Source organism: Streptomyces sp. PA03-3a (assembly GCF_033792735.1).
Taxonomy (GTDB): Bacteria; Actinomycetota; Actinomycetes; order Streptomycetales; family Streptomycetaceae; genus Actinacidiphila.
This window is the reverse complement of sequence record NZ_JARAVM010000005.1, coordinates 26,173-47,637: the sequence shown is the minus strand read 5'-3', so window position 1 is coordinate 47,637 and position 21,465 is coordinate 26,173. Positions and strand designations below refer to the sequence as shown.

Annotated in this window: 16 protein-coding genes and 1 pseudogene; 6 read left to right on the top strand and 11 right to left on the bottom strand. The window is 72.7% G+C overall.

The features are described from left to right. Positions 1-10: 10 nt before the first annotated feature. The 3 genes from PV342_RS07335 to lepA form a co-directional block, all read right to left on the bottom strand. Positions 11-1,888 carry an AMP-dependent synthetase/ligase gene (locus PV342_RS07335; protein WP_400801544.1) on the bottom strand — a complete coding sequence of 626 codons (1,878 nt, stop codon included), beginning with the start codon at positions 1,886-1,888 and terminating at the stop codon, positions 11-13. 234 nt (positions 1,889-2,122) lie between these two features. After that, entirely contained in the window at positions 2,123-2,380 is a 258-nt protein-coding gene (locus PV342_RS07330; RefSeq protein WP_018556619.1) for a hypothetical protein, read from the bottom strand. A gap of 202 nt (positions 2,381-2,582) precedes the next feature. Continuing rightward, positions 2,583-4,448 carry a translation elongation factor 4 gene (lepA, locus tag PV342_RS07325; protein WP_018556618.1) on the bottom strand — a complete coding sequence of 622 codons (1,866 nt, stop codon included), beginning with the start codon at positions 4,446-4,448 and terminating at the stop codon, positions 2,583-2,585. A 237-nt stretch (positions 4,449-4,685) separates the two neighbouring features. Here lepA and rpsT point away from each other — a divergent pair, with 237 nt between their 5' ends. After that, positions 4,686-4,952, top strand: coding sequence for a 30S ribosomal protein S20 (rpsT, locus tag PV342_RS07320; protein WP_018556617.1), 267 nt, complete (start codon positions 4,686-4,688; stop codon positions 4,950-4,952). 183 nt (positions 4,953-5,135) lie between these two features. Here the strand turns inward: rpsT and holA are convergent, their stop codons facing one another. Then, a complete protein-coding gene (holA, locus tag PV342_RS07315) occupies positions 5,136-6,119 on the bottom strand; it encodes a DNA polymerase III subunit delta (protein ID WP_400801541.1) in 984 nt (327 codons plus the stop codon). Between the two features lie 40 nt (positions 6,120-6,159). On the opposite strand from holA, the gene PV342_RS07310 reads away from it, so the two are divergent. After that, complete coding sequence (locus PV342_RS07310; RefSeq protein ID WP_500316222.1) at positions 6,160-6,408, top strand: hypothetical protein; 249 nt, start codon at positions 6,160-6,162, stop codon at positions 6,406-6,408. A gap of 3 nt (positions 6,409-6,411) precedes the next feature. Continuing rightward, the gene (locus tag PV342_RS07305) at positions 6,412-7,854 is read left to right on the top strand and encodes a hypothetical protein (RefSeq protein WP_500316220.1); all 1,443 of its coding nucleotides are present in this window, start codon (positions 6,412-6,414) and stop codon (positions 7,852-7,854) included. Here PV342_RS07305 and PV342_RS07300 read toward each other — a convergent pair. Next, on the bottom strand, positions 7,817-8,083 hold the full coding sequence (locus PV342_RS07300; protein ID WP_500316218.1) for a GlsB/YeaQ/YmgE family stress response membrane protein: 267 nt from the start codon (positions 8,081-8,083) through the stop codon (positions 7,817-7,819). The two genes, PV342_RS07305 and PV342_RS07300, sit on opposite strands and share 38 nt — an antisense overlap. Before the next feature lie 242 nt (positions 8,084-8,325). Between PV342_RS07300 and PV342_RS07295 the strand changes: the two genes are divergently transcribed. From PV342_RS07295 to PV342_RS07285, 3 genes are all read left to right on the top strand, one after another. Then, on the top strand, positions 8,326-8,775 hold the full coding sequence (locus PV342_RS07295; protein ID WP_500316216.1) for a RidA family protein: 450 nt from the start codon (positions 8,326-8,328) through the stop codon (positions 8,773-8,775). Then, positions 8,772-9,215: a pyridoxamine 5'-phosphate oxidase family protein gene (locus tag PV342_RS07290; RefSeq protein ID WP_018556611.1), complete on the top strand. Its 444-nt coding sequence runs from the start codon at positions 8,772-8,774 to the stop codon at positions 9,213-9,215. Before PV342_RS07295 ends, PV342_RS07290 begins: the two co-directional genes overlap by 4 nt. A 215-nt stretch (positions 9,216-9,430) precedes the next feature. Continuing rightward, positions 9,431-10,852, top strand: coding sequence for an APC family permease (locus PV342_RS07285; protein WP_392604770.1), 1,422 nt, complete (start codon positions 9,431-9,433; stop codon positions 10,850-10,852). A 96-nt stretch (positions 10,853-10,948) separates the two neighbouring features. Here PV342_RS07285 and PV342_RS07280 read toward each other — a convergent pair. From PV342_RS07280 to PV342_RS07255, 6 genes and pseudogenes are all read right to left on the bottom strand, one after another. Then, positions 10,949-13,357: pseudogene (locus tag PV342_RS07280) on the bottom strand (ComEC/Rec2 family competence protein); the annotation flags it as partial. Between the two features lie 17 nt (positions 13,358-13,374). Next, positions 13,375-14,307 (bottom strand): ComEA family DNA-binding protein, encoded by a 933-nt coding sequence (locus tag PV342_RS07275; RefSeq protein ID WP_500316213.1) that lies wholly within the window; start codon positions 14,305-14,307, stop codon positions 13,375-13,377. A 97-nt stretch (positions 14,308-14,404) separates the two neighbouring features. Further along, positions 14,405-15,250, bottom strand: a complete 846-nt coding sequence (locus PV342_RS07270) for a DegV family protein (RefSeq protein WP_386991149.1) — start codon at positions 15,248-15,250, stop codon at positions 14,405-14,407. A gap of 102 nt (positions 15,251-15,352) precedes the next feature. Then, the gene (locus PV342_RS07265; RefSeq protein ID WP_386991147.1) at positions 15,353-16,009 is read right to left on the bottom strand and encodes a hypothetical protein; all 657 of its coding nucleotides are present in this window, start codon (positions 16,007-16,009) and stop codon (positions 15,353-15,355) included. Positions 16,010-16,233: 224 nt separating this feature from the next. Further along, positions 16,234-19,089: a leucine--tRNA ligase gene (leuS, locus tag PV342_RS07260; protein ID WP_400801530.1), complete on the bottom strand. Its 2,856-nt coding sequence runs from the start codon at positions 19,087-19,089 to the stop codon at positions 16,234-16,236. A 258-nt stretch (positions 19,090-19,347) separates the two neighbouring features. Beyond that, positions 19,348-21,318, bottom strand: coding sequence for a S53 family peptidase (locus tag PV342_RS07255; RefSeq protein WP_400801528.1), 1,971 nt, complete (start codon positions 21,316-21,318; stop codon positions 19,348-19,350). Positions 21,319-21,465 lie beyond the last annotated feature (147 nt).

The following is a 21,465-nucleotide window of genomic DNA, read 5'->3' as shown; positions in this document are numbered from 1 at the left end:
CCCGGCCCGCTCAGCCCTCCCGCGTACCGGCGTACATGTCGTCGATCAGGTCCTTGAACTCCCGCTCCACGACCGGCCGCTTGAGCTTCAGGCTCGGCGTGAGGTCGCCGTGCTCGACGTCCAGGTCGCGCGGCAGTACGCGGAAGGTCTTGATCTGCTGCCAGCGCTGCAGGTCCTGGTTGACCCGCTGCACATAGCCGTCCATCAGGGCCCGTACCTGCTCGGAGCCGACGACCTCCGCGTAGGGCCTGCCCTCCAGGCCGTTCTCCTTCGCCCAGCCGAGGATCGTGGGCTCGTCGAGGGCGAACAGGGCGGTGCAGAAGTTGCGGTCGGCGCCGATCACCAGGACGTTGCTGATGAAGGGGCAGGCCGCCTTGAACTGGCCCTCGACCGCGGCCGGCGCGATGTACTTGCCGTTGGAGTTCTTGATGATGTCCTTCTTGCGGTCGGTGATGGTGAGGTAGCCGTCCGCGGACAGCTCCCCGATGTCACCGGTGTGGAACCAGCCGTCCGACTCCAGCACTTCGGCCGTCTTCTCGGGCAGCCCGTGGTAGCCCTGCATGATGCCGGGGCCGCGCAACAGGATCTCGCCGTCCTCGGCGATGCGGACCTCGGTGCCGGGCAGCGGCTTGCCGACCGTGCCGGTCCGGTAGGCCTCGCCGGGGTTGACGAAGCTGGCCGCGCTGGACTCGGTCAGCCCGTAGCCCTCCAGGATGTGGATGCCGGCGCCGGAGAAGAAGTAGCCGATCTCCGGGGAGAGGGCGGCGGAGCCGGAGACGCAGGCACGCAGCCTGCCGCCGAAGGCGTCGCGGAGCTTGGCGTACACCAGGCGGTCGGCGACGGCGTGCTGGGCGGTGAGGCCGAAGGGGGCGCTCGCTTTGCCGGTGCGGCGGCGGTTGTCCTGGGTGACCTTGGCGTACTCGCGGGCGACCTCGGCGGCCCACTTGAAGATCCGGTACTTGGCCCCGCCGCCGGCGCGGGCCTTGGCGGCGACGCCGTTGTAGACCTTCTCGAAGATGCGCGGGACGGCGGCCATGTAGGTGGGCTGCACGACGGGCAGATTCTCGATGATCTTGTCGACGCGGCCGTCGACGGCGGTCACGTGGCCGATGGTGATGTGCCCGGCGGTGAGCACCTTGCCGAAGACGTGCGCCAGCGGCAGCCAGAGGTACTGGACGTCCTCCGCCTCCAGCAGGCCGTTCGCCTGGATCGCCCTGGCCATGTACGCCCAGCAGTCGTGCGGCAGCCGTACGCCCTTGGGACGGCCGGTCGTGCCGGAGGTGTAGATGAGGGTGGCCAGCTGGTCCTTGGTGATCTCGCCCACGGCCTTGCGGACGGCCTCGGGGTTCTTCTCCAGGTAGACCTTGCCGCGCTGCTCCAACTCGGCCAGCGACAGCGCCCACCCGTCGTCCCCGAGGTCGGCGCCCCCGGGGTCGACGACCACGACGTGGACCAGCTCGGGAAGCTCGGCACGGCGCTCGACGGCCTTGGCGAGCTGCACCGCGTTCTCGGCGATCAGCACCCGGCTGCCGGAGTCGGCCAGGATGAAGGCCGTCTCGTCGGCGTTGGTGCTGGGGTAGACGGTGGTGGTCGCCGCACCGGCGCAGAGCACGCCGAGGTCGGCCAGGATCCACTCGACCCGGGTGGCCGAGGCGATCGCCACCCGCTCCTCGGGGCGCACGCCCAGGTCCATCAGTCCCGCCGCGACGGCGTGGACCCGTTCCGCGGCCTGCTTCCAGGTGAGCGACTTCCAGGAGTCCGGGCCGCCGTCCGCCGACGCCACCGGGAAGCGGTACGCCTCGGCATCGGGCGTCGCCTCGACGCGCTCCAGGAACAGGCTCGCCACGGAGGGCGGCCGGTTCTCGATCAAAGTCTGCGTGTCGGTCACGACAACCTCCGGGGGCCCGCCTCGTAGCTGGGTGACTCGTGAGTAACCACCGAGTGGTGATCAGAGTAGGGAATCGGCGCCCGCTTGGTAAGGGGCCGCGGACACCGCGATGCAACCGTGACGACCGGATAGGTGGTGCATACACGTAACGGCGGGCCCTCCCGGAATCCGGGGAGCCCGCCTTCCGGCCACCGCTCCGGCCACCCACCGGCGGCACCGCGGGGAGCGCGGCGCTCAGCCGCCGATGGGCAGCCCGCCGATCATGCCCTTGGTGCCCCCGGTCTTGCCCGCTCCGCCGAGCAGCTCGCCCGTCTTGCCGGTGACCGCCTTCAGACCGGTCTTGGCGACCTCGTCCTTGGCGTCCAGGATCTTCATCGGCCCGTTGCCGAGCGGGAGGGCCTCCCCGGCGAAGGCGGGGGACGCGGCGGCACCGGCGGCGCCCAGCGCGATCACGGAACCAGCGACGACGGCCGCGGCCTTCGAGTACTTCACTTCACATTCCCCTTCCACAGCGACGACTTTCGCCGCTGTCACGATGAGTAACGTCGTGGACTCCCGGCAGAAACCGCACGGACCGGGGTTTTTGCCAATCACCCGAATGCCGGACCTCTCATACGAAAGGGCGCCTGCCCGGTAATCGGACAAGCGCCCTTCCTGCGCGGGGCCTCGGACCGCGTCGGCCGACCCGCCTCGGCTACTTCTTCTTGGCGGCGTTCTCGTCGCTGGAGAGCACCGCGATGAAGGCCTCCTGCGGCACCTCCACGGAGCCGACCATCTTCATCCGCTTCTTGCCCTCCTTCTGCTTCTCCAGCAGCTTCCGCTTGCGGGAGATGTCACCGCCGTAGCACTTGGCGAGGACGTCCTTGCGGATGGCGCGGATGGTCTCGCGGGCGATCACGCGCGAACCGATGGCGGCCTGGACGGGCACCTCGAAGCTCTGCCGCGGGATGAGCTCGCGCAGCTTGGCCACCAGGCGCACGCCGTACGCGTAGGCGTTGTCCTTGTGCGTGATGGCGGAGAAGGCGTCGACCTTGTCGCCGTGCAGCAGGATGTCCACCTTGACCAGGCTGGAGGACTGCTCGCCTGTGGGCTCGTAGTCCAGCGACGCGTAGCCGCGGGTCTTGGACTTCAGCTGGTCGAAGAAGTCGAACACGATCTCGGCGAGGGGGAGGGTGTAGCGGATCTCCACCCGGTCCTCGGAGAGGTAGTCCATGCCGAGCAGCGAGCCGCGCCGGGTCTGGCAGAGTTCCATGATGGCGCCGATGAACTCCGTGGGCGCCAGGATCGTGGCCCGCACCACCGGCTCGTACACCTCGGCGATCTTGCCCTCGGGGAACTCGCTGGGGTTGGTGACGACGTGCTCGGCGCCGTCCTCCATCACCACGCGGTAGACCACGTTGGGGGCCGTGGCGATCAGGTCGAGCCCGAACTCGCGCTCCAGCCGCTCGCGGATCACGTCCAGGTGCAGCAGACCCAGGAAGCCCACGCGGAAACCGAAGCCGAGAGCCGCGGAGGTCTCCGGCTCGTAGACCAGCGCGGCGTCGTTGAGCTGCAGCTTGTCCAGGGCGTCGCGCAGCTCCGGGTAGTCGGAGCCGTCCAGCGGGTACAGGCCGGAGAACACCATGGGCTTGGGGTCCTTGTAGCCGCCCAGGGCCTCGGTGGCGCCCTTGGACTGCTGGGTGATCGTGTCACCGACCTTGGACTGGCGGACGTCCTTCACACCCGTGATCAGGTAGCCCACCTCGCCGACGCCGAGGCCGTCGGCCGGCAGCATCTCGGGCGAGTTGGTGCCGATCTCCAGCAGCTCGTGGGTCGCGCCGGTGGACATCATCCTGATCCGCTCGCGCTTGCTGAGCTGACCGTCGACGACCCGGACATAGGTGACGACACCGCGGTAGGAGTCGTAGACCGAGTCGAAGATCATCGCACGGGCGGGCGCGTCGGCGACGCCGACCGGGGCCGGGACGGTCTCGACGACGCGGTCCAGCAGCGCCTCGACGCCGAGGCCGGTCTTGGCCGAGACCTTCAGCACGTCGGAGGGGTCGCAGCCGATGAGGTTGGCCAGCTCCTCGGAGAACTTCTCGGGCTGCGCGGCCGGCAGGTCGATCTTGTTCAGCACGGGGACGATGGTGAGGTCGTTCTCCATCGCCAGGTAGAGGTTGGCCAGCGTCTGCGCCTCGATGCCCTGCGCGGCGTCGACCAGCAGGACCGTACCCTCACAGGCCGCCAGCGACCGGGAGACCTCATAGGTGAAGTCCACGTGCCCCGGGGTGTCGATCATGTTCAGGATGTGGGTCTTCCCCTGTCCTGCGCCCTCGGTGGGCGCCCAGGGCAGCCGGACCGCCTGGGACTTGATCGTGATACCGCGCTCGCGCTCGATGTCCATCCGGTCGAGGTATTGGGCGCGCATCTGCCGCTGGTCCACCACGCCGGTGAGCTGGAGCATGCGGTCGGCGAGCGTCGACTTGCCGTGGTCGATGTGCGCGATGATGCAGAAATTGCGGATCAGCGCCGGGTCGGTACGGCTCGGCTCCGGCACGTTCGAAGGGGTCGCGGGCACGCAGGGTCCTGTCTCTTGAGGCGCCTGTCGCCTCTGGTCGGATCGATACGTATGGCTCCCATAGTCCCATGGCCCGGGCCCACGACCGTGCCGGGCGGTGCGGGACGGGCCGGGAGACCCGCCACCGGCCACCGGTTTGGGCGGCGCGGCGGCCGACTGCTAGCCTGGGCAGTCGCGTCTCGTGACCCTCTACCCGAGGCGCGGACCCCATCAGATCAAACCTGAAAAGGCTCTTTCGTGGCGAACATCAAGTCCCAGATCAAGCGCAACAAGACCAACGAGAAGGCGCGCCTGCGCAACAAGGCCGTCAAGTCCGAGCTCAAGACCGCCATCCGTCGCACCCGTGAGGCCGTGGCCACCGGCGACGTCGAGAAGGCCACCGAGGCCGCGCGCCTCGCGTCCAAGAAGCTCGACAAGGCCGTGAGCAAGGGCGTCATCCACAAGAACCAGGCCGCCAACAAGAAGTCGGCGCTGGCGCTGAAGGTGGCCGGCCTCCAGGGCTGAGCCTTCCCGTAGCAGTACCCGTCGGTGACGGACACAGCGGTCCCTCTCACCCGCTCCTCCACCGGCACCCCTGATGTTCCGGCCGCACGCGGCCTGCGTTCGCCACGCGGGTGCGGCCTCCGAAGGGCTCCTACCTTTCCGGTACGGGGCCCTTCGGCATGACCGGGGCCATCCGCCGCGGGATCAGCGGGCCCGCGCGGCCCGCGCTACGGCGACGACCGCCTTCTCCAGGGCGTAGGCCGGGTCCGCGCCACCGCCCTTGACCGCGGCGTCGGCATCGGCGACGGCGCGCAGGGCGGCGGAGACGCCGTCGGCGGACCAGCCGCGCATCTGCTGGCGTACGCGGTCGATCTTCCACGGCGGCATGCCCAGCTCGCGGGCCAGGTCGCCGGAGCGCGCCCCGCGCGGGGCGGAGGCGAGCTTGCCGATGGCCCGGACGCCCGAGGCGAGCGCGAAGGTGATGCCGGGCAGCGGCTGGCCGACCGCGATCGCCCAGCGCAGCCGCTCCAGTGCCTCGGCGGCGCGGCCGGTCACCGCCAGGTCGGCGACCTCGAAGCCGGTGGCCTCGGCCCGGCCGGTGTAGTAACGGGCCACCACCGCCGCGTCGATCGCACCCTCCACGTCGGCGGCGAGCTGGGCGCAGGCGCTCGCCAGCTCCCTCAGGTCGCTGCCGATGGCGTCGACCAGGGCCTGGCAGGCCTCGGGGGTGGCGGACCGGCCCAGGGTGCGGAACTCCTGCCGGACGAAGGCCAGCCGGTCGGCGGGCTTGGTCATCTTCGGGCAGGCCACCTCGCGCGCACCGGCCTTGCGCGCGGCGTCCAGCAGACCCTTGCCCTTGGCACCGCCCGCGTGCAGCAGGACGAGCGTGATCTCCTCGGCGGGGGCCTCCAGATAGGCCTTGACGTCCTTGACGGTGTCCGCGGACAGATCCTGAGCGTTCCGTACCACCACGACCTTGCGCTCGGCGAACAGCGACGGGCTGGTGAGTTCCGCCAGCGTGCCCGGCTGGAGGGCGTCCGGAGTGAGGTCGCGCACATCGGTGTCGGCGTCGGCGGCGCGCGCCGCCTCCACGACCTCCCGTACCGCACGGTCGAGGAGCAGGTCCTCCTGCCCCACCGCGATCGTCAGGGGGGCGAGCGGACTGTCTGTCGTACTGTTCCTGGCCATCGCGGTCCAGCATCCCACGCGGGTCCGACACAATGTCCCGGTGACCGACGTCAGACATGTGCTCGTCCTCCCCGACCGCGACGCCGCCGAGGACGCCGCCGACGAAGCCGCCGAGCGCTTCGACCTACCCGCCCGCCCCCAGCTCGTCCGTGACGCCCTCGCGGGCGAGAACGACGCCGAGGACGCCCAATGGCTCGTCGTCATCAACGACGACGACGAGGAACTGGACCCGACCGCTCTGAACGAGCTGGCGGAGGAGTTCGAGGGCTGGCTGGAGGAGGAGGACTAGACCGTGCCGCTGCGCCTCCCCGCACAGCGCCGTCGCTCGCGGGAGCCGGGGGCCGAAGGCCCCGGGACGGCCGGGACGCTCCCGGCCGTCCCGTTCAACCAGCGCGTACGTCTCCTGGTCGAGGCCGTCGACCAGGCGGACGAGCTCGCCCTCGCCCAGGGGCTGATGGAGGCACGCGGCTGGGCGGTGCGCCGCGCCGGCCGTGAGGACGCCCCGGCCACCGCGGACGGCGGCCGCGTCGCGCTCGTCGTCGAGGTTCGGCTGAGCGGCTCCCGCCGGCGGGCCGAGAAGGCGGCGTGCGGGGCCGTGGAGCGGCTGGCGAGGACCCATCAGCTCGCCCTGTGGGTCCGTGACGCCGCGCTGGTGATGCGGCCGGACGACCCGCGGACCGAGTACCGCGTGATCCGCCGTCCCGGCGCGGGCACCGGCCGGCGCGACCGGCTCGCCCGGTGGTGGGCCGCGTGCGGCGGGCGGGGCGCGCACCGGCTGCTGCGGCTGCCGGCCGGGCTCACCCGGGAGGCCGTCGAGCGGGAGCTCGCGGAACGCCCCCTGGGCGGCCGTACGTTCACCTCCGAGGCCTACGAACTGCGGCCCGCGCCGCCGGAGACGGAGGCCGCCGCGACGGCCGCCGCGACGGCCGCCGCAGGGCGCCGTACCGCGGCCCGGGTACGGGTGCGGCCCGCTGTGGCCGTCGTCGCGGCGGCGCTGCTGGGTTGGGCGGCCCTCGACGGCGCGGGACTCCTGTGGTGGCCGCTGACCGCGGCGGCCCTCTTCTGCGCGCCCGGGGTGTACTTCGCCCTGCGCGACTCGTGGTTCTCGCGCAACGCGGTCTGGCTGGTGCCGCTCGCCCTGCCGGTGGGGTGGTCGCTGGTGACCTGGCTCGGCCGGCTGATGCAGGCGTTCTACCTCGACCGCTTCGGCATCCCGTCCGGCTCCGTCCGCTCCGCCGGGGACCTGTGGCGGTACGCGGCCGCCGCCGAACCGCTGGGCCTCGCGCTGGGGTTCGTCCTGTTCTTCACGGCGGTCGCGGGGTGGCTGCGGCACGTGCACATCGCCAAGGGCGACAACCGCCTCGCCCTGGTCGCCCTCACCGTGCTGCTCTCGGCGGCCTTCGCGGCCACCGCGCTCCTCACCGGAGTCCACGACGCGGACCGCGCCGCCCGAAAGGCGGCCGCCGCCGCCCGCAAGGGTCACGCCCCGGCGGCGTACTTCGGCGTGCGCGGCACCCTGATGTGCGTGGTGCCCGTCGGCGAGGGCCCCGTCCCCGTGGAGAACGGGCCGGTGCCGGCCGGCCGCGCCGTCCTGTCCTTCGGTGCCTCCGGGGACTGGATCTGGCTGTGGGACCCGGACCGTTCGCAGGCGCTGTCCGTGCGCCGGGAGGACGTGCAGCTGCTGCCCGCCCCCGGGGTCAGCGGCGGGAGTCCCCGAACAGGATGCGGTAGATGATCAGGAGGACGAGCGCTCCGCCTATGGCCGCGCCCCATGTGGGCAGGTCGTAGAAGTCCTTGGTGATGGGATGGTCGAGGAACTTCGCCGAGATCCAGCCGCCCACCACGGCGCCCGCGATGCCGATCAGCGTCGTCCCGACCACTCCGCCCGGGTCCTTCCCGGGGAGCAGTATCTTCGCGACGGCGCCCGTGATCAGGCCCAGAACGATCCAGCCGATGATGGTCATGCCGTCAACCTGCCACGGCCCCCGCCCTTCATGCGTGCCGAGACGAAGCCATGGGCAAGCCGTGACACGGCGGTTGCACTTCCCGGGCCGACCACCGGCCTCGCGGCGGCGAGCGGCGTGCTGTCTTGGGGTGCTGTCCGATGTGCCGCCCGGGGTGCTGTCCGGGGTGCGAAAACCGGGTGACGTCCGCGGCGGCGGCTCTGCAGGATCTCCGGGTCAGCCGATTCGAGCCAGGAGGCCCCGTGGTGCGTCGCACGATCGTCCCGACCCTGTTCCCTCCGCCCGGTTACGCGCACGCCGCGGTCGTCGAGGCCGGGGAGCGGCTGGCCTTCATGGCCGGTTCCGTACCTCTCGACGCGCGGGGCGCCCTGGTGGGACCCGGCGATCCGGTCGCCCAGGCGCACCAGGTCGTCGCCAACCTCGACGAGGCGCTGCGCGCCGTGGGCAGCGGCCTGGAGCACGTCGTCGCCAGCACCGTCTACGTCGTGGGGGCCGACCCCGCCGACCTGTCGCGGGTCTGGGAGGTCGTACGGGCCTCGGGGCTGGGCGAGGGGCCGCACACGTCGACGCTGCTCGGGGTCGCATGCCTCGGGTACACCGGCCAGTTGGTGGAGGTCACCGCGACGGCGGTGGTGCCCCGTCCAGGGGAACCCGCGACGATCACGCGGGAGCCGGATAGCTTCGCCGTATGACTCGAACACTGCGCGAGCGGCACGCCGGGGCGATGGTCCGGCTCAGGGACGACGAGGACGTCTGGGTGGCGACGGCGGACGGGGAGGGTACGCCGTGTCTGGTCCCGCTGTCGTTCTGGTGGGACGGGCACGAGCTGTGGCTCGCCACCCGGAGGACGAATCCCACCGGGCGGAACCTGGAGGCGTCGGGACGGGTGCGGCTGAGCCTGGGGCACACCCGGGACCTGGTGCTCATCGACGGCACCGCACGGGTCGTGGAGTTCGCGCGGCTGCCGCACGGCGTCGGAGACGCCTTCGCGGCGAAGGCCGTCTGGGATCCCCGCGGTGACGGACCTTCTTACGCGTTCTACGCGGTCCGGCCCCAATGGGTGCAGGCCTGGGGGACGGTGACCGAGATGCGAGACCGGGACCTGATGAAGGAAGGGGTGTGGCTATTCTGATCTCCGAGCACTGATATGCACAGCGAGCGGGCTTAAGTGACCGGTTTTACGTCGGACATGAGGCAATGGATCTTCGGATTTCGTTGTCCGGAGACTCTTGACGGGGGCTTGACGGGCACGGTTTCATCCTCGGAAGCGGAAGTGAATATTCCGTTTCGTGTTTCCCTGCACCGGAGGCGGTAGCCCCCTCAAGCCCGACCCGATCGGATGCGCGCATGACCGACACGCTCCACCCGCCGACGGCCCCGCACTCGCCGCTCGCCCCGCCCATCGAGGCGCCGAAGTCGCTCAAGAGGTCGATCGGCGTGGTCGGCGGAACGCTTCTGACGCTGTCGTGCCTGACCCCGGCCTCCTCGCTGTTCGTCATCGTGCCCCCGCTCTTCGCCGACCTGGGGACCGGGACGGCGCTGACGATCGTGGTCGCCGCGCTCCTCTGCATCGCGGTGGCGTTCTGCTATTCGGAACTCGGCACGCTGATACCGAGCGCGGGCGGCGAGTACGCCATGGTCGGCACGCTCATCGGGCGGCTGGCCGGATGGATCGTGTTCGTGCTGTCCCTGATCGTGGTGATGATCGTGCCGCCGATCATCGCGCTCGGCACGGGTGAGTACCTGGCGCCGATCATGCAGATCGACCCGAAGATCGCGGGCGCCGCCGTCATGCTGCTCGCCACCGTCATGGGTCTGCTGGACCTGCGGGCCAACGCCTGGATCACCGGCATCTTCCTCGTCCTGGAGGTCGTCGCGGCGGCGGTGGTGGCCTTCCTCGGCTTCTCCCACACCTCCCGGTCGGCCTCGGTGCTGATCCACCCGGTGACCGAGGCCGGGCACGGGGTGAGCACGGCCGTCACGGCGGGGACGATCATCGCGGGCCTGGCGATCGCGCTCTTCGTGCTGCAGGGCTTCAGCACCGCCGTGTACCTGTCCGAGGAGATGGAGAACCCGCGGCGCACGGTCTCGCGGACCGTGCTGTGGACGCTCGGCATCGGCGCCGTCGTGGTGATCGTGCCGACGATCGCGATCACGCTGGGCGCGCCCGACATGAACTCCCTGATGGCCGGCGACCTCTCCGCGCTCGTACAGGGCTGGAGCAACTCGGCGGTCGGCACCTTCATCAGCCTCTGCATCGCGCTGGCCATCATCAACGCGGGCATCGTGATGGTCATCCAGAACTCCCGGGTGCTGTACGCCTCCGCGCGGGACCGCGCCTGGCCCGCCCCGGTCAACAGGGCCTTCGGCACGCTGAGCAAGCGGTTCGGCGCCCCGTGGATCGCGACGCTCGCGGTGGGCGTGCCCGGCGCCGTGCTCTGCTTCGTCCCGGTGGAGACGCTGAGCGGCGTCACCGGTGTCGCCGTCGCGGCGATGTACGTCGTCGTGGCGCTCGCGGCCCTCGGCTCGCGCCGCGGCGGGCACAGGGAGCGCGCGGCCTGGCGCATGCCGCTGTGGCCCGCGGTACCGCTGCTGCTGGTCGTCGTGCTGGCGTACGTGCTGACCCAGCAGACCGCGCGGGATCTGGTGATCACCGGGGTGATCGTCGCCGCCTCGCTCGCCTACTGGCTCTTCTACCTCCGGCCGCGGCAGAGCACCCGCTGGGTGATCTCCGTGCCCGAGGAGGAGATGGGCCTCGAGAACGTCTGAGCCGCCGCCCGTCCCCCGTGGGGCCCGTACCGGTCGCGCACCGGTGCGGGCCCTTCGCCGTACCCGGCCGGCCCGCTCCGCGGCGGGCGGCGGACCGGCCGCGGCCGCCCGCAACTCCTCCCGGTCGCCGAGGACGGCGACCGGACCGTCCCGGTCGGTGCGCAGGACGGTGGTGCCCTGGGCGCGCAGCGCGGCGAGGGTGCGGGGGGACGGGTGTCCGTACGGGTTGCCCGCACCGCAGCTCACGAGCGCCAGACGGGGCCGCACCCGGGCCAGGAGCGCCGGGTCCTGGTACGCGGAACCGTGGTGGGCGACCTTGAGCACGTCGACGCGGGGGAGGTCCGGGACGGCGGTCAGGAGCGCACGCTGGGCCGCGGGCTCCAGGTCGCCGAGGAGGAGCACGGTCAGCCCTGCCGTGCGGACCAGCAGCGTCACACTGGCGTCGTTCGGGTTGGCGTCGTCAGAGCCCGCGAGGAGGGAGGGCGCGGCGGGCCACAGCACGCTCCAGTCCAGGGAGCCCAGCCGGCGGCGCTCCCCGGGCGCCGCGCGGAGCAGGGGAACCCGGGCGCCGGCCGCCTGACGGCGTACGAAGGCGGCCTGGTCGGAGGGTTCGTCGAGGGTGGTGATCTCGATGGCGCCCACGGAGCGGCCGCGCAGGACCCCGGGGAGGCCCGCGACGTGGTCGGCGTGGAAATGGGTGAGGACGAGCAGCGGGACCTTGGTGACGCCGAGGGAGCGCAGACAGCGGTCGACGAGGCGGGGCTCCGGGCCGGTGTCCACCACGACGGCGGCTCCGTCGCCCGCGGAGAGCACCAGCGCGTCGCCCTGGCCGACGTCGCAGGCCACCAGCCGCCAGGCCGGCGGCGGCCAGCCCGTCACCGCGCGGGGCAGCGGCACAGGACGCACGACGGCCAGCACGAGCAGCAGCGCCGCGGCGGCGCACATCCAGGGGCGGCGCAGAAGGCGGCGACCGGCCGCGGCCACCACGACGGTGACGGCGGCCAGCAGCAGGGCGCCTGCCCAGGTGCCGGGCCAGTCGAGGGTCGCCCCGGGCAGGGCGGCGCCACGACGGGCCACCGCCGCGATCCACCCGGCCGGCCAGGCCGCGACCCAGGCGAGGGCCTTGGCGACGGGCATGGCGAACGGCGCCGCGGCCAGGGCGGCGAACCCGAGGACGGTGGCGGGGCCGACCGCGAGTTCCGCCAGCAGGTTGCAGGGGACGGCGACCAGGCTGACGTGGGCGGCCAGCACCGCCACCACGGGGGCGCACACCGCCTGCGCGGCCGCCGCCGCGGCCAGGACCTCCGCGAGGCGGGGCGGCACCCGCCGGCGGCGCAGGGCGGCGCTCCAGCGCGGCGCGAGAAGAAGAAGCGCGGCGGTGGCCAGCACGGAGAGCGCGAAGCCGTACGAGCGGGCGAGCCAGGGGTCGTAGAGGAGCAACAGGAGAGCGGCTCCGCACAGTGCGGGCAGCAGGCTGCGGCGGCGGCCCGTGCCGATGGCCAGCAGGGTGATCAGCCCGCAGGCCGCCGCGCGCAGCACGCTCGGGTCCGGCCGGCACACGACGACGAACGCCGCGGTGAGCGCTCCCCCGAGCACGGCCGTCACGCGGAGCGGGAGAGCCAGCCGCGGCGCCAGGCCGCCGCGTTCGGCGCGCAGGGCGAGCCCGGGGGGACCGATCAGCAGGATGAGCACCAGGGAGAGATTGGAACCGCTGACCGCGGTCAGATGGGTCAGGTCGGTGGCCTCGAAGGCGTCGTGCAGTTCCACCGGAACACGGGACGTGTCCCCGACGACGAGACCGGGGAGGAGGGCCCGCGCGTCGGGCGGAAGGCCTTCGGTGGCCTCGCGCAGTCCCGCCCGGAGCCCGCCGGCCACCCGTTGCGCACGGCCCGGCGGCTCGACGACGCGGGGCGGCCCGCGGACCGACAGCACCGCGGCGATCCGGTCGCCCGGGCCCGTCGCCGGGGCGAGCCGTGCCTCCGCGTCGATGTGTGTCCCCGGCAGCAACGTCAGCCACCTGCGTGCCGGTTGCCGGGCGATGAGCAGGACCGGCGTGCGGACGGCGGTCGTCGCGCCCCGCGCCGCCACGCGCACCGCCTCGGCCTCCACCAGCACCGCGTCCGGGGCCCGCACCGCCCCGCTCACCTGTGGGCGGATCAGCCGGGGATCCGCGGTCAGCCGCAACTCGACCCTCGCATGCGCGTGTTCGGCCGCGAGGGCGGGCACGGGACCGCGGTGCAGATCCGCGGCGTGCAGCCCCGCGACGGCCGCGGACGCCGCCGCGCACAGCGCCACGGTGGCCGCCGTCGCCCACCGGCGTACGAGCGAGGCCAGCGCCGCCAGGACGGCCACCGCGCACGCCCACACCACGGCTCGCCCCGGCACGGCGAGGGCGACGCCCGCGGCGAGCCAGGCCGCGATGGCCGGCGCCACCAGACGCAGGTCCGGCGGGCCTTCCCGGCGCGGGTTCGACGCGCCCCGGGGGGAGACCGCCGCCGCGTGCACCGCCGGGCGGGACGCGCTCACGGGGTGACCAGCGGTTCGAGATCGGAGAACCGGCGGTCCCCGATGCCGTTGACGTCTCGCAGTTGCTCCACGGACGTGAAACCGCCGTGCCGTCCGCGGTAGTCGATGATGTGCCGGGCGAGCACGGGACCCACACCGGGCAGGGCGTCCAACTGCTCGGCGGTGGCGGCGTTGAGGCTGACCGGACCGCTCGCGCCGGCGGCCCCCGGGGGCCCGCCGACGGGCGGCGGGGCCGGGCGGCCGACGACGATCTGCTCCCCGTCGGCCAGCAGACGGGCCAGGTTCAGGGCGCTGGTGTCCGTGCCGGGCAGCGCTCCCCCGGCGGCGGCCACGGCGTCCGCCACGCGGGATCCCGCGGGCAGCCGGCGCAGCCCCGGCGTCCTCACCTTGCCCGCGACGTCCACGACCAGCACCGGTTTCGCGCCCGGCACGGGGCTCGGCGCCCGCGCCCCGGCCGCGGCCGGAGTCCGGTCGGCGGCGGGGGCCTCGGCGGCGGGCAGCGCCGCGGCGACCGGGGGTACCGCGACGGTGCGCGGCCGGCCGGTCCGGAAGTGGTGCACCGCGAAGGCCAGGGCGACGACCAGCACGACGGCGAGGGCGGCCGCGGTCTTCGCCTCGATGCCGCAGCGGACGGAGAACCAGGTGGGGAGGCGTTCGGTCAGGGCCAGACGCCAGGCACTCCCGACGCGGCGGCGCGCCGGCGGATCCGGTCGCGTCGGCGGATCCGGTCGTGCCCCGGGCCCCGGTCGCTCCGGTCGCTCCGGTCGCTCCGGTCGTTCCGGCGGCTGCGGCACACCCCGTTGCGGGGGACGCGCCGGTGGACGGTCGAAGAGCGCGGCGGCCCGCTCCCGGACCGCGGCAGGCGCCGGTGCGCCGGGGGCCGCGGACGGATGCCTGCGGTGGCGAGGAGTTGCGGTGGTCGATCCCATGTCAGCGACGGTAGGCGGACCGCCACCAACAAGATGATCTTGCTCAAGTCCTGTGGAAGGTCCGCAGGTTGTGGATAACTCCGTCACCCGGAAGACGTCACAGCGGGGAGACGACAGCCCCCAGCAGCCCGGGACCGGTGTGGGCGCCGATCACCGCGCCGACCTCGCTGAGGACGAGCGTGTTGAGTCCGGGGACCCGCGCCCGCAGCCGCTCCGCCAGGGCGGAGGCGCGGTCCGCGGCGGCCAGATGGTGGACGGCGATGTCCACCTGCCGGGTGCCCGCCCGCTCGACGACGATCTCCTCGAGCCGAGCCAGCGCCTTGGAGGCCGTACGGACCTTCTCCAGCAACTGGATGCGGCCCTCGTCGAGCTGCAGCAGCGGCTTCACCGCGAGCGCCGACCCCAGCAGTGCCTGCGCCGCGCCGATGCGGCCGCCCCGGCGCAGGTAGTCCAGGGTGTCCACGTAGAAGTACGCCGAGGTGTCCGAGGCGCGCTTCTCCGCCGCCGCCACGATCTCGTCCGGGGAACCGCCCGCCTCCGCCGCCTCGGCGGCGCTCAGCACCGGGAACCCGAGGGCCATGGCGACCATGGCGGTGTCCACCACGCGCACCGGCACCGGCGCCTGCGCCCCCGCGAGCAGCGCGGCGTCATGGGTGCCGGAGAACTCCGCCGACAGGTGCAGCGAGACGATCTCGGTCGCCCCCGCCTCCGCCACCGCGCGGTAGGCGGCGGCGAATTCCTCGGGGCTCGGCCGCGACGTGGTGACGGGCTTGCGGCGCTGCAGAGCGCGGGCGACCGCGGGCGCCGACACCTCGGTGCCCTCCTCCAGCGCTTCGTCGCCGATCACCACCGCCAGGGGCACCACCGTGATCCGGTGCCGGGTCAGGGCCTCCTGCGGCAGGTAGGCCGTGGAATCGGTGACGATAGCGACATGGGACGACATGTGCGGGAGGTTACCCGCGCCGAAGGCCGGGCGACAGTACGGCTCCGCCGAGGTGAACCCGGGTGAACGTCCCCGGGACGCGTCGCGGCCGCGTGGGGCCTGTCACAGCGCCTTGGGCGGCTGACCGGCGCCGGGCTCGGACGTCCGCTCGCGCCGCGCCCCCGGCTGAATGTGCGGTTCCGCTGCCGGCCCCGGTCCCGGCTCCGGGAGCGCCGCGGGAGCCCAGTGCCGCAACGCCCCGGCCTCCAGGTCGATGTCGCGGCCCAGCGCGGCGAGGTCGTCGTCGGCAAAGCGGCGGGCGCGGTCCTGGGCGGCCCAGCGCAGCGAGTCGGCGGAGTGGGTGATGCGCCGCGTGCGCTCCTCGAGTTCGCCGATCCGGGCGGCGATGCGGGCGCGGTCGGGTTCGCGCTCCAGAAGCCTCAGCTCCGCGTCGAGCTCCTGGGCGTGCGAGCGAAGCCGGCTGAGCAGGGCGACGGCCTCGCTCAGCGACGGGTCGACGGCGGCCTGCCCCTCCAGTGCCTCGCCCGTGCTCGCGACGGACGTACGCAGCGCCAGGCGCAGCTCGGCGAGCTTCCCGGCGGGCCCGGGCCGGCTGTAGCGGCGGGCCTTGAGGCCGGTGTCCTCGACCATTCGGCGGGCCTCGATGCTGGTGCGCTCCACCCCGCGCTTGACCGCCCGCGCCGTCTTGACCGCGGCGACGACTCCGAGCGCCAGGAAGGAGGCGAAGAGCAGCAGGATCACGGCGACGGCGACATCCACGGCGGCTCCTCTGCCTGGTCCGCCCGGTCCGTCCGACCGGCCGGTCTGCTGGATCGGTTGTACGTCCACGGTAAACGGACGGGGGCGGGCAAGGGTTCCGGGAGAACCCTTGCCCGCCCCCTACACCGATTCGCGTCGACCGCGCGATCAGCCGGGCATCAGGCCGTCAGCCCGGGTACGCCGCCACGCCGTCAGCCCGGGCACGCCCTCACGCCCTCACGCCCTCAGGCGGGAACGATGTTCACCAGCTTCGGAGCCCGCACGATCACCTTGCGGACCCCCGCGCCGTCCAGCGCGGCGACGACCGCCGGGTCGGCCAGGGCCTGGGCCTCCAGGTCCGCGTCCGAGATCGTCGGCGGCACCTCCAGGCGGGCCTTGATCTTGCCCTTGATCTGCACGACGCAGGTGACGGTCTCGTCCACCACGTACGCCGGGTCGGCCACCGGCAGGTCCTCGTGCGCCAGGGACCCGTCGTGCCCCAGCCGCCGCCACAGCTCCTCGGCGATGTGCGGGGCCAGCGGCGCGATCAGCAGCACCAGGGGCTCGGCCACCGAGCGCGGCACGGGGCCGCCCGCCTTGGTCAGGTGGTTGTTCAGCTCGGTGATCTTGGCGATGGCGGTGTTGAAGCGCAGGCCCTCCAGGTCCTGGCGGACGCCGTCGATCGCCTTGTGCAGGGCGCGCAGGGTGTCCTCGTCCGGCTCGGCGCCGGTCACCGTGACCTCGCCGGTCGTCTCGTCCACGACGTTGCGCCACAGCCGCTGCAGCAGCCGGTACTGGCCGACGACGGCGCGGGTGTCCCAGGGACGGGAGACGTCCAGCGGGCCCATCGCCATCTCGTACAGGCGCAGGGTGTCGGCGCCGTACTCGGCGGCGATCTCGTCCGGGGTGACGGCGTTCTTCAGGGACTTGCCCATCTTGCCCAGCTCGCGCTTGACCTGCTCGCCGCCGTACCAGTAGCCGCCGTCGCGCTCCTCGACCTCGGCCGCCGGGACGGGGAAGCCGCGGCCGTCGCGGTAGACGTAGGCCTGGATCATGCCCTGGTTGAACAGCTTGTGGAACGGCTCCACGGACGAGACGTGCCCCAGGTCGAACAGCACCTTGGACCAGAAACGCGCGTACAGCAGGTGCAGCACCGCGTGCTCGGCGCCGCCGACGTACAGGTCGACGCCGCCGTGCGGCTGCCCCTCGCGCGGGCCCATCCAGTACCGCTCGATCTCGGGGTCGACCAGCTTGCGGTCGTTGTGCGGGTCCAGGTAGCGCAGCTCGTACCAGCAGGAACCGGCCCAGTTGGGCATGGTGTTGGTCTCACGGCGGTACGGGCGCACGCCCCGGCCGTCGCCCAGGTCCAGTTCGACGTGAACCCACTCCGCGTTGCGGGACAGCGGGGTCTCGGGCTCGGTGTCCGCGTCGTCCGGCTCGAAGGTGCGCGGGGAGTAGTCCTCGACCTCGGGCAGCTCCAGCGGCAGCATCGACTCGGGCAGGGCGTGGGCCACGCCGTCCTCGTCGTAGACGATCGGGAAGGGCTCGCCCCAGTACCGCTGGCGGCTGAACAGCCAGTCGCGCAGGCGGTAGTTGATGGTGCCCTCGCCGATACCGCGCTGCTCCAGGTACGCGATGACCTTGCGCTTGGCGTCGGCGACCTCCAGGCCGTTCAGGTCGATCTCGTCGTTGGCGGAGTTGATCGCCGGGCCCTGGCCGGTGTAGGCCTCGCCCTCCCAGCCCTCCGGCGGCCGGACGGTGCGGACGACGGGCAGGTCGAAGACGGTGGCGAACTCCCAGTCGCGCTCGTCCTGGCCGGGGACGGCCATGATGGCGCCGGTGCCGTAGCCCATCAGGACGTAGTCGGCGACGAAGACCGGGATGCGGGTGCCGGTCAGCGGGTTCACGGCGTACGCGCCGCTGAAGACGCCGGTCTTGTTCTTGCCCTCGGTCTGCCGCTCGACGTCGGACTTTGCCTGCGCCTGCCTGCGGTACTCCGCGACGGCCTCGGCGGGGGTGGCCGCGCCGCCGGTCCAGGCGTCCTTGGTGCCCTCCGGCCAGGCGGCCGGCACCACGGCGTCGACCAGCGGGTGCTCGGGGGCCAGCACCATGTAGGTGGCGCCGAACAGGGTGTCCGGGCGGGTGGTGAAGACGCTGATCGGCTCCCCCGGGTGGCCCTCGACGGCGAAGCCGACCTTGGCGCCCTCGGAGCGGCCGATCCAGTTGCGCTGCTGCAGCTTGATCGCCTCGGGCCAGTCCAGCGCGTCCAGGTCGGACAGCAGGCGGTCCGCGTAGGCGGTGATGCGCATCATCCACTGGCGCAGCTTGGCCTTGAAGACGGGGAAGTTGCCGCGCTCGGAGCGGCCGTCGGCGGTGACCTCCTCGTTGGCCAGCACGGTGCCCAGGCCGGGGCACCAGTTGACCGGGGACTCCGAGGCGTACGCCAGGCGGTACTCGCCCAGCACGGCGTCGCGGTCGGCGGGGGTCAGCTCGGCCCAGGGGCGCCGGTCCGGGGTGTCCCGCTCACCCTTCTCGAACTGCTCGACCAGCTCGGCGATCGGGCGGGCCCGGTCGGCCTGCTCGTCGTACCAGGAGTTGAAGATCTGCAGGAAGATCCACTGGGTCCACTTGTAGTAGTCCGGGTCGATCGTGGCGAACGAGCGGCGCGTGTCGTGACCCAGGCCCAGGCGGCGCAGCTGCCGCTTCATGTTCTCCATGTTGGCCTCGGTGGACACCCGGGGGTGGGTGCCGGTCTGCACCGCGTACTGCTCGGCGGGCAGGCCGAAGGCGTCGAAGCCCAGGGTGTGCAGCACGTTGTGCCCGGTCATCCGCTGGAAGCGGGCGAAGACGTCGGTGGCGATGTAGCCCAGCGGGTGGCCGACGTGCAGTCCCGCGCCCGAGGGGTACGGGAACATGTCCATGATGAACTTCTTGGGCCTGGCCAGCTCGCCGTCCCCGGCCAGGTCGCCGGTGGGGTTCGGGGCGGCGAAGGTCTGGTTCGCGTCCCAGAAGTCCTGCCAGCGGCTCTCGATGTCGGCGGCCAGGGCGGCCGTGTAGCGGTGGGGCGCAGCCGCCTCCGCGGCGGGGGTGGTCTCGCTCATCGTCCTTCGTACTCCATCGCTGTCATGACGGCCTGCGGCCCGGCCGCCGTACGGGCATCTGCCTGCGGAACCGCGGAGCCGCGGAAACGAAAAAGCCCCTCGCACAGGAGGGGCGCCGCGCTGACATCGATCCTGGTCAGCACGGCTCACTAAGCAGAAGGCGTACGGCACGCATGCGGTCAGGGTACCCCAGAGCGGGAAGGGCCCGCACCGAGGTTCCCCCCGGTGCGGGCCCTTCCGTGCCGTTTCCGGCCGTGCTCAGCGGTGGTGCGGCTTGTACGTGTCGAGGTAGCCGCGCGCCGGGGTGCCGACGCCGGTCACGTCGTCGTAGCCGACGACCGCGGACAGCGAGCTGTCCTTGCCGAGGCTGCGGAGCGAGGTGATGGTGCCGTCCGCCGCGTCGAAGCCGTTGGCGTAGTCCACGCGGACCACCGCGAGGTCCTTGCCGCGGCCCAGCGGGTGGTCGGTCACGTCGTGGTAGGCACCGGTGCCGTAGCGGTCGTAGATCAGCGGGTTGGCGAAGCCGATCGGCACACCGTGCCGGGCCTGCTGCGCCAGCGCCTGCACGGCCGCGATGACCGGCGCGGCCAGCGAGGTGCCGCCGATCCGGTACTCGCTGTACTGGAGGGACCCGTCCGGGAAGGCCTGCGTCTGGCCGACCAGGAAGCCGGTGTTCGGGTCGGCGACGGCCGAGATGTCGGGCTCGACGCGCTGCCTGACCTTGCCGCCGCCTGCCAGGGCGAGCGAGTCGGGGACGACGCCGCGCTGGTAGAAGGGCTGCGCGTACAGCTTGCTGGTGCCGCCGCCCGCGCCGGAGGTGAAGCCGCCGGGGAAGGCCGTCCAGCTCGAGCCGTCCTCGGCCAGCGTCGCCTTCAGGGTGCCCCAGCCGGTCTCCCACTGGTACGTGTCGCCCTTGCCGACGGCGAGCGAGGTGCCGCCGACGGAGGTGACCCAGGGGGAGTTCGCCGGGGTGTCGACCTGCTTCGCCCCGGTCCCCAGCGGGTTCGCGACGTTGTCGCCCGCGTCGCCGGAGGAGAAGTAGAAGCCGATGCCCTCGACCGCGCCGATCTGGAAGATCTGGTCGTAGGCGGCGGCGATGTCCGGCGTCTCGTTGGACTCGAGGTCGCCCCACGAGTTGGAGACGATGTCGGCGAGCCGGTGGTCGACGATCTTGCCGAGCGCGTCGAGCAGGTCGTCGTCGGTGCAGGAGGAGGCGCCGACGTAGGTGATGTCGGCGGCCGGGGCCACCGCGTGCACCGCCTCGACGTCCAGGGTCTCCTCGCCGTACCAGCCGGAGGCGTCGCACTCGTCGGGGCTGGTGTAGCGGTAGTCGGCCGGCAGCACCTGGGAGAGCTGGCCGCGCTTGTACGGGGCGTCGCCGTTGCGGGCCGCGTACTTCTTGGCGTCGGCGACGATCGTCGGAGAGGCGAACGCGTCGGTGATGGCGACGGTGACGCCCTTGCCGTTGTACGAGCCGGCTCCGTAGGCGGCGCGCAACTGCTTGCCCGTGTAGCCCTTGACGGCGTACGGGGCGCGCGTGCCGTAGGCGACCGGCAGCTTCTTGTCGGTGTTCGACCCGTAGTACGTCGAGAAGGGGCCGGCGTTCTTGAAGACGGCGCCGGGCGGCGGCAGGGTGTCCTGGTGCCGTGCGCGCCGCGGGGAGTTGTCCAGGCCGGTGACCGTGAGCACCGCGCCGCCCAGGGATGCGGGCACCGAGGCCGTTCCGGTCGGGGCGTGGTAGGTCTTGGCGCCCTTCGCGTAGTTGTGGAGCTGGGTGCCGAACGCCTTCTCCGCGTCGGCGACGTCGCCGGTGACGGTCAGGTAGTGGTCGTTGACACCGGTGACCCGCAGCCCGGAGGACTCCAGCCACTGCCGGGTCTGGGCGACCTGCTGCGCGGTGGCGCCGAAGCGGGCCTTGGCCTGCTTGGCGGAGAGGAACGCGCCGTACGAGGCGGAACCGGGGTCGGACACCGCCTTGGCGTAGGCCGCCAGGCCCTGGGCGTCGCGGCCGGCGAGGTAGACCCGGAGGGTGACGTCGGCCGTGTCGGCCGTGGCGCCCCTGTCGGCCTTGGCGGTGGCCCAGCCCGGCTTGCTGCCGGCCAGGCCGTGCCGTCCGTGCGGCGCGTCGGCCTGTGCGGTGGGTATGCCCATCGCCAGAGCGCCGGCGACCAGCGGCAGTGTCGCCGCCAGGGCCAGGCCTGCCCGCCTTCTCGAGCGGGTTGAACTCATGTGACCCCCTGCTGTGTGAAGTTCTCGCGGAGTGGCGGCGCGCCGGAACCGGCGGCGCGCGAAGACCGCCACGCCACTCTCGCCACGAACAGCTCATGCCAGGTACATGTGTTCGCCAAGAAGCACTCAAGGAAGGCCCACGAAAGG